Origin of the sequence: Spongiibacter tropicus DSM 19543, assembly GCF_000420325.1 — a bacterium.
Taxonomy (GTDB): Bacteria; Pseudomonadota; Gammaproteobacteria; order Pseudomonadales; family Spongiibacteraceae; genus Spongiibacter; species Spongiibacter tropicus.
Genome location: NZ_ATUS01000003.1, coordinates 260146 through 272663 on the forward strand (window position 1 = coordinate 260146; position 12518 = coordinate 272663).

Here is a 12518-nt window from a genome sequence, read left to right on the forward strand (position 1 = left end):
GCACAAAAGAAGATAGGAATAACGCCAGCAGACCTACTTAACAGGGTGCCAGACACCATCCTGCTCGTGGGCCTCACCCTGCTTTTTCAGCTTAAGCAGATGCGCCCAGAGCGACAGTTGCGCAATGCTGTGGATGTCGACAGGGACATCGTCGTAGGCCACCTTGACCAGTGCTTCGAGGTCACCCGCACCGTGTTGCTGCAGGGCCTTGCGAACTTTGCTCTCGCGACCGAGGCGGTGGGCAATCAGGCCGCGAATCTCGGCCCCGGCGTCCTCAATCACGCTGCCATGTCCGGGAGCCAGGGCACGCAGCGGATAGCCCAACATGGTTTCCAGCGAGGCGATATAGTCAGCCATATCGCCAGCGGGCGGAATAATCACCACGGTCGAGCCCTGCATAATATGGTCGCCGGTAAACATCAGCCCCGTGGCTTCGTGCAGGAAGCAGAAGTGGTTATCGACATGGCCCGGCGTGTATATCGCCCTGAGGATCTCGCCTTCAACGTCAATGGCCTGATCGTGCTGCAATTCAATATGGGGCTGAAAGCTGGTGTCCTGATAGCCATCATTGGCAATGGCACGCCCCAGCAAGGGCACGCCGTGCTGCTCAGCCAGAATGGCCGCCGCGGGCGAGTGGTCGGGATGGGTATGGGTCACCACAATCTGCTCCAGCTCGCCGCCGAGATCACGAATCGCCGCATTGATAGCATCAATGTGCTCATCGATGGCGGGACCGGGATCAAGCACGGTGATCCGCTGATTTCCCAGCAGATAGGCATTGGTGCCCGGCCCGGTCATCACGCTGGGATTTGGCGCGATCAACCGGTGAACATTCGGAGCCAGATTTTGAAGAACGCCAGCCTGCATAGCTATTACCCTCTGTGTACTCACCGCAATGGCACAACGCCCAGCATGTCGGAAAGCGGTGGGAAATTAAAGCGCGCGCTGGGCGCGATGCTGTTCAGTCAGCAGGGGCTGACCCATACGCCAGCGCAATCTGGCCCCCAGCAATAACGCCGCACTACTCAAGCCGGCGAACAAGCCCAACCAATAGCCACTCGGGCCCATCGCGGTCGTTCCAAAAGCCTCGGTGGCGAGAACATAGCCAGCCGGCAGACCAACACCCCAGTAGGAAAACAGGGTCAGATACATCGGCACCTGGGTATCTTCAAAGCCGCGCAGACAACCGTTGGCGGTCACCTGCAAGGCATCGGAGATCTGATACAGCGCCGCGAATAGCAGCAGATAACTGGCCAGCGACAGCACTTCGGGGTTGTCGGTATAAATGCGCGGAATCCACTCGCGGCTCACCACCAGCAACGCTGCCGCCGTCACGCCAATGACGGCCGTAATCCGGAAGGCAATACGAATAGCCAGACGCAGCCCTTCTTCGTCTTCACGACCCCGGGCATGTCCTATTCGCGAGGTGGCCGCCAGAGCAAAACTGAGTGGCAGCATGAATACCAGCGATGTGAAATTCAGCGTCAATTGATGACCGGCAACAACAATGGCGCCAGACTGGCTCAACAACAGTGCAATCACCGCAAAAATGCTGACTTCAAAGAAGATCGCCAATGCCACCGGCAAGCCCAATACAAACAGGTAGCGCAGCGTCGGTGGCTCAAATTGCCAGGGGCGCAGCTCCAGCTTACACCCTCGCTGGGCGTAGCTGTCGTTGAATTTCACGTAGAGCACCATCAACACAGCCATCAGATTCATCACCACCGCAGTGGCCCAGCCGCAGCCCACGCCCCCCAGGGCCGGGAAGCCCAGCTTGCCGTAAATCAGCACGTAGTTGACGGGAATATTGACCAGCAGGCCAATCACACTGATCCACAGCACCGGGCGGGTATCGCCCAGCGCTTCAGTATAACTGCGCAGCGACAGCACTACGGCGATGGCAGGCAGGCCCCAGCTCAGGCCAAAGAGGTAATCCTCCACCATCGGCTGAATCTGCGCATCAACATCCATCCGGCTCAGAATGAATCCGGTATTCTGCAGCAACAGCGCGCCGGCAATCCCGGCCAGCAGCGCCAGCATCATCGACTGATGCATGGTGGGGTTTATTCGCCCAAGCTGCCCGGCACCCAGGTGGCGGGCCAATACCGAGGTGGTGGCCATCAGCAGGCCGGTCAGGAATAAAAAGACCGGCACCCAGATGCTGGCCCCGACCGCAACGGCGGCCAGATCGACCGCAGAGACCCGCCCCGCCATGACCGTATCGACAAAGCCATTGGCGGATTGCGCCAACTGACCGCCAACAATAGGCAGGGCAATCGTTAACTGACGACGCAATTCCTCTCTGGCGCTGACAGGCATGAAAAACTCTCGGGCGGGCGTGAACGGGGCTGCACTCTAACGCAGCAATGGCGGCGCCGCAAACGCGTTAACGGCAGCGTGAGAGGAAACGAAAACGGGGGCCTCAGCCCCCGTCCTTGTTATTGCCTCACTGGTTCACACCAGCTCGGCGATGGGTACGACCGGATCGACATCCGCTTCGTAGTCCACGCCGTCGACACCAAAGCCAAACAGCTTGAGGAATTCCTGTTTGTAACCGGCAAAATCGGTGACGTCATGCAGGTTTTCCGTGGTGACTTTGTCCCAGGCGTCCGAAACCGCCTGCTGAATTTCCGGTCGCAGTTCGAGACCGTCGGCCCGCAAGCGGCCCTCCTCGTCGCAGGTCGGTTGATCCCCGTACAAGCTTTTGCGGAATAAACCGTAGACCTGCTCAATACAGCCTTCGTGGCTGCCGTCCGCCTTCATTACTTTAAACAGCAACGACAGATACAGCGGCATAATCGGAATGGCAGAACTGGCCTGAGTCACCACAGCTTTCAGCACCGACACACGGGCATCGCCGCCCTTCGCCGCCAGTCGCTCACGGATATCAATCACCCGCTTGTCCAGATCCTGCTTGGCGCGGCCAATCGTGCCATGCCAATAGATATCCCAGGTAATACGCTCACCGAGATAGGTGTAGGCCGTGGTCTTCGCACCGTCAGCCAGCACGCCCGCCTCATCCAGCGCCTCAATCCACATCTGCCAGTCTTCACCGCCCATCACGGCGACGGTACTGTCGATGTCATCCTGAGTCGCCGCCGGGAGCGTGACGGTTTCGATGGTTTCCTTGTCGGTATTCACCCCACGCTGACTGACATCCTTACCGATGGGCTTCAGGGTGGAGTTGAACACCTCGCCACTCTTTGGATGCTGGCGGCGTGGCGCCGCCAGGCTGTATACCACGAGATCGACTTGCCCGAGATCCGCCTTGATCTGCGCAATGGTTTTTTCCTTGATCTCATCAGAAAAGGCGTCACCGTTGATGCTTTTGGCATACAGCCCTTCCGCATCGGCAAATTTGTGAAAGGCTGCCGAGTTGTACCAGCCAGCCGTGCCCGGCTTTTTCTCAGTACCTTCTTTCTCGAAAAAAATGCCCAGCGTGGCGGCACCACTGCCAAACGCGGCACTGATCCGGGACGCCAGACCGTAGCCGGTAGAGGCGCCGATCACCAATACCTTCTTGGGACCATTGGGAATCTCGCCCTGGGCTTTCACATAGTCGATCTGCTGACGGACATTGGCCTCGCAGCCCACAGGGTGAGTGGTCACACACATGAAGCCGCGCACACGGGGTTTAATGATCATTCGCTTCTCTACTCCATCGTTGAAAGCCTTTATTGGCGGGCATTATAAGGCGTTCGGGCAGCCCCGACTAATACTCACTGTCAACTTTGAATTCTGCACAAAATACCGATTCGAGAAATTGCAGCTTAACTGTGTCGGTGAGAATCGCCTCTTCATCTAATCGCTTCAGACTAGCTTGGCGCAGTTTTCGCTGTGCTATGATCCGCCGAATAAAAGTAACAACACTGTAACCTTGTGCACAAATCGAGATTTATGCGCAATTAGCTCATTCCAAAACTTCGAATAACTATTAAAAAACAAACTTACATAAACACATTGCGTGCTAACAATTTATATAAGTAAAGGGTGATGTATGAAACTTAGCAAGCTTAAGCCACTCGCGGTGCTCGGCGGCTTTAGTCTGGCGGTAGCCAGCCCGATGGCACTGGCGCAGCTGGAAGAAGTTATCGTTACAGCGCAGAAGCGCGCCGAGTCGCTGCAAGACACACCAATCTCGCTGACGGCGTTCGGGGAAGATCAACTGGAAACCGACGGCATCAACAACCTTGGCGACATTGGCTCCAAAGTCCCCAGCCTGACGATTGAACCGTTTCCGATCAACAACGCCACCCTGCGTATCTTTATTCGCGGCATCGGTATTTCCGACGCCCAGATCACCCAGGATCCCCCGGTCGGCATTTATGTAGATGGCGTATACATCGCCCGCTCAACCGGCACCGCACTGGACGTTGCCGATCTGCAGCGCATCGAAATTCTTCGCGGTCCACAGGGCACACTCTATGGACGCAACACCACCGGCGGCGCCATCAACCTGATCACCAAGAAGCCCACCACCGAAGCCTTGGAGTTCAAACAGAAATTCACCGTCGGCAACCGTAACTTGCTGACCTCGAAAAGCACCTTGAATGTGCCACTGAACGACCGTATGGCAGCCAAGTTTGCCGTGATGCGCACGCAGCAGGACGGCCATATTGAAAACACCGGCCCCGGCGGCGACTTTGGCGACCGCGATGTCGAGGGTTATCGTCTGGATTTCCGCTGGGATATCACCGACAGCCTCGCGTTTGACTACGCCTACGACAAGTCGGACTTCGACTACTACAACACCCAGTATCAGCACGTTATTCCGCGTTCACCGTCGGGCAGCCAAGCCGATCTGGTTTCTGCGCAGGAAAGAAGCGTCTACTCCGATACTCGCCAGAAATCGGTTGGTACCGTGACGCCCTATGAGCAGTCATCGACCGATATCGAAGGGCATGCCTGGACGCTGACACAGGATTTCGACAGCTTCCAAATCAAGTATATCGGCGCCTATCGTGAGCTGAATGACAAATCCTATGCCGACCTCGGTGGCGGCGTCCCGCTTGCCGACGGCGAAACCGCCGACAGTGGTCTGACATTCCGTGTCGATTCCAACGAGTACTGCGGACAAGCCGCCGAGTTCGTGATGGGAAGAGGCAACTGCCTCCCCCTGACCTACCCCAAAATCAGTCAGGAACAGACATCTCACGAGCTGCAAATCTCTGGCGATCTGTTTGAAAGCCGCATCAACTACATCGTGGGCGCCTATTACTTCACTGAGGAAGCTCAGGAAGACAATGGACCGATGCACCATCAGCTCAGCGGCCCCATCAACATTGATATCCCGCTGCTTGGCGATATTCTCAAGAGCAGCATCCGCGCCGTAAATATGCTGGAGCAGGTGTACGATATCGAAAACGATGCCAAAGCCTTCTTCGGCCAGTTCACCTGGACACCACCGATTCTGGAAGACCGCCTGCAACTGACCTTCGGTGCACGGCGCTCGGAAGACACGCGTTATACCAAGAAATTCCAGCGTGACCAGACCATTGCGGAAACACCACTCGGCCCGATCGACGTGTCGTTCGCGCAGTGCAACAGCATTCTGGACGGCGACTGCAGAAACTTCGACGACATTGAAGCTAAACAGGAGTTCACTAACGACTCATTCAGCTTCGTTGCCGAATACGACCTGACCGACAGCACGAACATTTATGCCAAGCGTGTCGAGGCCTACAAGTCGGGCGGCTTTAACACCCGCGACCCGCAACAGGATGGCAACCAGGGCCCGGCAACCGATGGCGTGGATTACGGCTTCGGCTATGCCGACGGCTTTGACGCCGAGTACGTAACCTCGTATGAGCTGGGCGTGAAAAGCGAGCTGATGGACCGCCGCCTGCGGGTCAACGCGAACGTGTTCTACAGTGAATACGAAGACATGCAGCTCAACTTCATTCTGACCGGGACGGTGGCCGACACCAAAGTCACTAACGCCGGTGAGGCGGAGATGTACGGCCTGGAAACTGACATCACCTTTATGGCTACCGAACGCCTGCTGATGATGCTGAACTACGCCTACCTGCACTCCGAGGTCACCAAGGCAACCGACGTTAGCGGTAACGATGTGGCCGACCAGTTTGTGTTTTTCTCCGCTCCCGAGCACAGCTTCACTCTGTCTGCTGATTACACCCTGTTCGTTGCAGACTGGGGGCGCGGCAGCGTCAACCTCAGTGTGAACTACATGGATGAGCGCAACGGTGGCTCTCGCGCAGAGAACGTGAAAAACACCCAGCTTCGCCAGTACGAACTGGTGAATGCCCGCTTCAGTCTGGCAGATGTCCCCCTCGCGGGCGGTCGCCTGGGCGCGGGTCTCTGGGCCAAGAACTTGCTGGATGAAGAATACGAGCTGACCGCCGTCGACAACCTGCCCTCAGCAGACCGCTCGGTGATCTGGGGCGAACCCCGCACCTACGGTATCGACGTCTTCTACGAGTACTGATAACGGATTTGTTTGGTCTTGCTTGGGCTGCCATTGTGCAGCCCTTTTTTTGTCTGTCGGAATTAACGGAAAGGTCAACAAAATGAACCCAGATGTTCTTGATAGCCCCCGGCAAAACCAGTAAATTTGATCTTTTAATACGAACATATTAATCGAGCCTTCCGTAATGAATAATAGCGATAAAACCAGCCCCAGCAAGCCCCTGCGCGCCAGCGCTATACCCCATTGGGACATCGAAACGGATATTGCCATTGTCGGTTTTGGCGGTGCGGGTGCCTGCGCAGCCATTGAAGCCGCCGACGCGGGCGCCACTGTCCAGTTGTTCGAACTGGCCAGCGCCAGCGGCGGCTCCACCGCACTGTCCAGCGCCGAGATTTACATGGGCGGCAATGGCGGCACGCCGGTTCAGCAAGCCTGTGGCTACAGCGACGACACCGAAAACATGCTGAACTATCTTCGCGCCTGCTTCGGCAATCAAGCCGACGAAGACAAGCTCCGTTATTATTGCGAAAACAGCATCGCGCACTACCAATGGCTCACTGGTATGGGCGTGCCGTTCAAAATGAGCGAGCTGAAAGAACGCGCGATCATGGCGCTGACCGACGACTGTCTGCTGTATACCGGCAACGAAAAAGCCTACCCCTTCCCGGAGCACGCGAAACCCATTCCTCGCGGTCACAATCTCGAAATTGAAGGTGACAACGGCGGGCCGCTGCTGATGAAGCTGCTGACCGAGGCCGTTGAAGCGAGAGAGAACGTGACTGTTCACTACGAGAGCCGGGCCCTGACGCTGGTTCAGGACGACAACGATGTCGTGGTGGGCATTGTCGTGCGGATCAATCAGAAAGAGCACTACGTCAAAGCGAGCAAGGGTGTCATCCTCTGCGCGGGCGGCTTCTGTATGAATGAGGAAATGGTTCGTAAATACGCGCCTCAGTTCGACTGCGGTCTGACCCCCATCGGCAACCCCGGCGACACCGGCAGCGGTATTTTGATGGGAATGGGCGCCGGCGGGGCGACGATCAACATGCACGAATGCTTTGTCAGCCTGCCCTACTATCCCCCGTCGTCACTCACCTACGGTATTCTGGTGAATGATAAAGGACAGCGTTTTATCAACGAAGATTGCTACCATGGCCGTGTCGGCTACAACGCCCTGCTGCAGCAACGCAATTCCAAACGCATCTACATGATCACCGATGTGGAAGGCTACGGCGACTACGAGCGCATGAGTTATCTGGGCGCCCAGGTGGCAGGCACGGGCGACACGATTGCCGAACTTGAAGGCGAACTCGAATTGCCGTCAGGCAGCCTGCAGCAGACGCTGGAGTCCTACAACCGCAATGCGGCAGAAGGTAATGACCCGCTCTACCACAAGTCGGATGCCTGGCTGCGACCGATTGAGCCGCCCTTTGTCGCACTTGACTGCACCCTGGGGCGCGGTCCTTTCTATCCGTTCTTCACACTGGGTGGACTGGACAGCCTGCCTACCGGCGAAGTGTTGAATGCAGACCGCGAAGTCATTCCCGGACTTTACGCGGCGGGCCGCACTACCGCGGGCATTCCACGCACCGCTGCAGGCTACGCCAGCGGCATGTCGGTCGGCGATGCCACCTTCTTTGGACGCATGGCGGGCAAGGCCGCGGCAGCTCGCTAGCACCGGAAGATGGACATAAAAAAAGCGGCGTTAACGCCGCTTTTTTTATGGGTGATGAATGTCCGTCAATTCAGGCGCGCGGTGCTCTGCAAGGCCATGTAACCCGACAGTTTGTTACGCTGGTACTCCATTGCCGATGAGGCAACACGACCAACCTTCCCGTCTTCCAGCCAGCGTTTAATCCGTCCCGCATCACCAATGGGGCTGCTCTTGCCGAAGGAATCCAGCATTACCAGCACAACGGGGCGACCGTCGACATCGGTCTGCATCACCAGACAACGCCCGGCAAGATCAAGGTAACCCGTCTTGCTCAACGCGGCTTCCCAACGCTCATAACGAAGCAGCGGATTGGTATTCACATAGGCAAGCTTATAACGGGGTCGACTGAAATTCGCCGTGTGCACGGCCGTGGTCGAGTAGGTTTTAATCTCGGGGTAACGGGCAGCCGCAGCGACCAGCTTCGCCAAATCGCGTGCGGTCGACACATTTTTCGGCGACAGGCCGCTGCTGTCGACAAAATGACTGTTGCTCATTCCAAGCGCGGCAGCCTTGGCATTCATCGCCGCGACAAAGCGCTTGGCGCCACCCGGATAGTTATTGGCCAGGGCGGCCGCAGCCAGGTTCTCAGAGGACATCAGTGCCAGTTGCAGCACTTCACCGCGAGGCAGCTCTGATCCTACCCGGATACGTGAAAAATAATGGTTGATGGCATCGCGATCCTTTTCCGTAAAGCGGATTTTCTCACGCAGTGACTGCCCGCCATCCAACACGACCATCGCCGTCATCACCTTAGTGATAGAAGCAATGGGCATGCGCAGATTGGCATGTTTCTCGAACAGTAACTCACCGGATTCGGCATCCATCGCCAAGGCACTGACGGAGGCTAATTTGAGTTGTTCATTGAGGCTGTCTGCCCAGCTAACGGAGATACCGCAGCACAGCAACACAAAAACAGAGACCAAGCGCTTCATTACGACCACGACCTAACGATTTTATTTAGACTTGACGTTAGCACAGCTGAATACGTTCTCACTGTGCGCGAATTCGCCTTTCATAACACGAACACAAAGGCACATCAATGGATCAGAGATATTTAGCTGCGTATTACTCTGCCTTGCTGCGGAGGCTATCGAGGATTTCGTCGACCGCACTGCGGTCCATTTCCCGGTCTTCTTCCGCACAGGAATAGGTAATCAACAGGAGATGATCAGCGCCGAGGAGGTACCACTCGCGAATATAATCCCCCTCTTCCTCAGTTTCGAATTCCCATCCCTGCCAGCCTTCGCCAAGCTCGCAACGGCGCCCATCTTCCAGACGCTGCCCCACTTCCGCAATGAGGTTTTCCAGCGCCTTTCGGTCGGGTTTACCGCCGTCACTTTCCAGATTAGTCAGGCAGATACAGCCCAATTGGTCTTCGTCGTAAATCAGGATGCTTTCGTCTTCCTGCTCCGTCTGCCATTGCTCCGGCAAGGCGATAAACCAGAAGTCGCTTTCTATTTCCTGCATGATGTTATTCCGTTGTTAAAGGCAAGTCCGCCGACATCAACACCGCATCTTCGCGGCCATCGCCCAGCGGATAGTAATTCTTGCGAATACCGTCTTCCACAAAACCCAGTCGCTGATAGAGTGCGCGCGCAGAGGCATTGCCACGACGCACCTCTAACAGACAGCGTTGAGCGCCAATCTGTTGCATCCAGTTCAGCCCTTCCGACAGCAGGTGCCGCCCCAGCCCCTTTCCCCTCAAGTCCTGGCCGACCACGATATTCAGCAGGCTGGCCTCGTCCATTACGAGCGAAAAAGCGGCGACGGCCAGCAGGCATCGATCGTCGAACAGACCAAAACAGAACTCATCGCGCAGACTGCGCCGCCAGGTATCGTCTCGCCACGGGTGGGGGTCGCTGTTCCGGCTCAGTGCCAGACAGGGCTCAATATCATTGTGATCCAGCGCCGCGAAGCGCAGCATGTTCTGTTCAGCCACCGACGTGAATCGCTCGCAACTCAGCCCACAACGCGGCCTTGTGATCGGCATTGCCGAGCATCTGTTCAACCTCAACAGTGCGCAGCAAGCGGGCATTGTGTGCGGAGAGGTAATCGTCGCTGATGAAGTTCTGCAAGCTGTCACCAAACAGCAGCACGAGGTGAATCGCCGCATCGGCCTCGGTCGACAACAGGCGGGCACTCAATGCGTCCCGGGCCTCTTCCGCCCCCTGAGAAATACCGGGCACCTTGACCAGTGGCCATTCAAAATTGCTGGCGGAAAACGCTAGTTGCTCCGTGCGCTGCCAATGCGCCGCCACTGCTCGAGCGATGTTGGCCATCAATTTTCTCGCCTCAGGCGTCAGCGGTCCCTTACTGACATCAGCCACCATCCGCAGGCCGATACCGGTATCGATCAACGACGCGTGAAAACGCAGGGCTTCAGTGTGACTTTCAACGCGAGGTGTTTCCGGCTTTTCACGCGGCGCCTGTGTTGCCACCGGTTCCGTTAATGCGCCCAGTGCCTGTCGGGCGGCATTGCCGGATTCGGCAACGGGCTGCTGCGCAGGCAGCGTCTTTTCCAGAGACGGCTGAGGAGCAGGCGAATTGACGTCAGGCTGATCAATCTCAGCCGCCGGGCTGGGCGCCGCCCCCGGCAGAATAAAGCGAGGGACGTACAGTGGCAGGCCCATCGCCCTGAGGTAAGACTGGCGCAGCGCAGCGCTCACTTACACGCCCTCACGCTGAGGATGAGCTCGCTGTTCATCCAACTCCAACAGATTCAGAGCATCGAGGTAGGCCTTCACTGAGGCGACAATAATATCGGTGTCGGCACCATTGCCGTTGACGATGCGCCCATTGCGTTCCAACCGCACCTGAACCTCGCCCTGAGAGTCTGTACCACTGGTGATCGCATTCACCGAATACAACTCCAGTTTGGCGCCACTGTTCACTGCGGACTCCACCGCCTTGAAAGCGGCATCAACAGGCCCGTCACCCTCGGCACTGACCTGCTGCGCCGCGCCGTCGATCGTTAGCACAATTTCCGAACGCGGCTTGCTGCCACTGCGCGATACCGCCTCCAGCGACTGCAGCTGGTATCGCTGCGGCTTATCGCTGGGCTGCACATCGCTCATCAATGCCTGCAGATCTTCATCGAAGATCTCGTGCTTTTTATCAGCCAGCTCTTTGAAACGCGTAAACGCCAGGTCCAGTGCGCCCTGATGGGCAATTTCAATACCGAGTTCTTCAAGCCGCGCTTTGAACGCCGCGCGTCCCGAGTGCTTGCCCAGTACCAACTTGTTGTTGTGCCAGCCGACATCCTGAGCGCGCATGATTTCGTAGGTTTCGCGGTGCTTCAGTACCCCGTCCTGATGGATCCCCGATTCATGGGCAAAGGCGTTCGCCCCCACGATGGCCTTGTTGGGTTGCACCGGGAAGCCGGTGATAGACGACACCAGGCGTGAGGTCGGCACGATCTGCGTGGTATCCAGCGCGACATCCACCGGGAAGACATCCTTGCGAGTGCGTACAGCCATCGCGATTTCTTCCAGCGAGGCATTGCCCGCCCGCTCGCCCAAACCGTTGATGGTGCACTCCACCTGCCGGGCACCATTGAGTACCGCCGACAGCGAGTTAGCCACGGCCAGACCGAGGTCGTTGTGGCAATGCACCGAGAACACCGCTTTATCCGCGTTGGGAATATTCTCGATCAGACGGCGGATCATTGCCCCGTACTCGCCGGGCTCGCCGTAGCCGACAGTATCAGGCAAGTTAATAGTTGAAGCGCCCGCGTCGATGACCTGCTCGATAATCCGGCACAGGAAATCAAACTCCGAGCGCGACGCATCCTCGCAGGAGAACTCCACATCATCGATTAAATTGCGGGCGTGTTTAACGGCCGCCACCGCGCGTTCAACGACGGCATCGGGCTGCATACGCAGCTTGTATTCCATATGAATCGGTGACGTGGCGATAAAGGTATGAATACGTCCACGGCGGGCGGGCTTCAATGCTTCAGCCGCGCGGTCAATATCCTGTGCCCCGGCGCGCGACAAACTACACACCGTACTTTCACTCACCGCCTCAGCCACAGCGCGCACTGACTCAAAGTCGCCGACGCTGGCAATCGCAAAACCGGCCTCGATAACATCGACGCCCATTTTCTCCAGCATCTTGGCTATGCGGACCTTCTCATCCCGCGTCATCGACGCACCCGGGCTCTGCTCTCCATCGCGCAGGGTCGTATCAAAAATTATCAGGCGATCTTTGCTCACTCTGGCTTCTCCGCTGCCACTCACCACATTGCCCACCATTATAGCGATTAGTGCGCGCTACCGCGCCCCCAAGTCGCAAGGGAAGAAGCAAGGTATTAATTCTCTGCACCATGCTTACATCGGAACTTATATCACCGTTTCCGTCAAAGCAGGGAAACCGTAA

The 12518-nt window shown here is 57.1% G+C and carries 10 protein-coding genes; 2 read left to right on the forward strand and 8 right to left on the reverse strand.

Annotated elements, in window-relative coordinates; all coding sequences use genetic code 11:
* Window positions 1-33: 33 nt before the first annotated feature.
* The 3 genes from G411_RS0114560 to fabV all read right to left on the reverse strand — a co-directional run bounded on the left by G411_RS0114560 (window position 34) and on the right by fabV (window position 3645).
* The gene (locus G411_RS0114560) at window positions 34-867 is read right to left on the reverse strand and encodes an MBL fold metallo-hydrolase (RefSeq protein WP_037509501.1); all 834 of its coding nucleotides are present in this window, start codon (window positions 865-867) and stop codon (window positions 34-36) included.
* A gap of 66 nt (window positions 868-933) precedes the next feature.
* A complete protein-coding gene (locus G411_RS20645) occupies window positions 934-2319 on the reverse strand; it encodes an MATE family efflux transporter (RefSeq protein WP_022959952.1) in 1386 nt (461 codons plus the stop codon).
* Window positions 2320-2454: 135 nt separating this feature from the next.
* A complete protein-coding gene (gene fabV / locus G411_RS0114570) occupies window positions 2455-3645 on the reverse strand; it encodes an enoyl-ACP reductase FabV (protein ID WP_022959953.1) in 1191 nt (396 codons plus the stop codon).
* Window positions 3646-3997: 352 nt separating this feature from the next.
* On the opposite strand from fabV, the gene G411_RS0114575 reads away from it, so the two are divergent.
* Entirely contained in the window at window positions 3998-6445 is a 2448-nt protein-coding gene (locus G411_RS0114575; RefSeq protein ID WP_022959954.1) for a TonB-dependent receptor, read from the forward strand.
* 166 nt (window positions 6446-6611) lie between these two features.
* On the forward strand, window positions 6612-8102 hold the full coding sequence (locus tag G411_RS0114580; RefSeq protein ID WP_022959955.1) for an FAD-dependent oxidoreductase: 1491 nt from the start codon (window positions 6612-6614) through the stop codon (window positions 8100-8102).
* Window positions 8103-8167: 65 nt separating this feature from the next.
* Here the strand turns inward: G411_RS0114580 and pbpG are convergent, their stop codons facing one another.
* The 5 genes from pbpG to G411_RS0114605 all read right to left on the reverse strand — a co-directional run bounded on the left by pbpG (window position 8168) and on the right by G411_RS0114605 (window position 12355).
* Entirely contained in the window at window positions 8168-9073 is a 906-nt protein-coding gene (gene pbpG, locus G411_RS20650) for a D-alanyl-D-alanine endopeptidase (protein ID WP_022959956.1), read from the reverse strand.
* 133 nt (window positions 9074-9206) lie between these two features.
* A complete protein-coding gene (locus G411_RS0114590) occupies window positions 9207-9608 on the reverse strand; it encodes a hypothetical protein (protein ID WP_022959957.1) in 402 nt (133 codons plus the stop codon).
* Between the two features lie 4 nt (window positions 9609-9612).
* The gene (gene rimI, locus G411_RS20655) at window positions 9613-10080 is read right to left on the reverse strand and encodes a ribosomal protein S18-alanine N-acetyltransferase (RefSeq protein ID WP_022959958.1); all 468 of its coding nucleotides are present in this window, start codon (window positions 10078-10080) and stop codon (window positions 9613-9615) included.
* Window positions 10073-10807 carry a hypothetical protein gene (locus tag G411_RS22275; RefSeq protein WP_022959959.1) on the reverse strand — a complete coding sequence of 245 codons (735 nt, stop codon included), beginning with the start codon at window positions 10805-10807 and terminating at the stop codon, window positions 10073-10075. Before G411_RS22275 ends, rimI begins: the two co-directional genes overlap by 8 nt.
* Entirely contained in the window at window positions 10808-12355 is a 1548-nt protein-coding gene (locus G411_RS0114605; protein WP_028968474.1) for a 2-isopropylmalate synthase, read from the reverse strand.
* Window positions 12356-12518: the final 163 nt, after the last annotated feature.

Bases quoted from the DNA above. Each gene is read 5' to 3' on its own strand.
- G411_RS0114575 (WP_022959954.1), top strand. From the start codon at position 3,998: ATGAAACTTAGCAAGCTTAAGCCACTCGCGGTGCTCGGCGGCTTTAGT.
- fabV (WP_022959953.1), bottom strand. From the start codon at position 3,645: ATGATCATTAAACCCCGTGTGCGCGGCTTCATGTGTGTGACCACTCAC.
- pbpG (WP_022959956.1), bottom strand. From the start codon at position 9,073: ATGAAGCGCTTGGTCTCTGTTTTTGTGTTGCTGTGCTGCGGTATCTCC.
- G411_RS0114560 (WP_037509501.1), bottom strand. From the start codon at position 867: ATGCAGGCTGGCGTTCTTCAAAATCTGGCTCCGAATGTTCACCGGTTG.
- G411_RS0114580 (WP_022959955.1), top strand. From the start codon at position 6,612: ATGAATAATAGCGATAAAACCAGCCCCAGCAAGCCCCTGCGCGCCAGC.
- G411_RS20645 (WP_022959952.1), bottom strand. From the start codon at position 2,319: ATGCCTGTCAGCGCCAGAGAGGAATTGCGTCGTCAGTTAACGATTGCC.
- G411_RS0114590 (WP_022959957.1), bottom strand. From the start codon at position 9,608: ATGCAGGAAATAGAAAGCGACTTCTGGTTTATCGCCTTGCCGGAGCAA.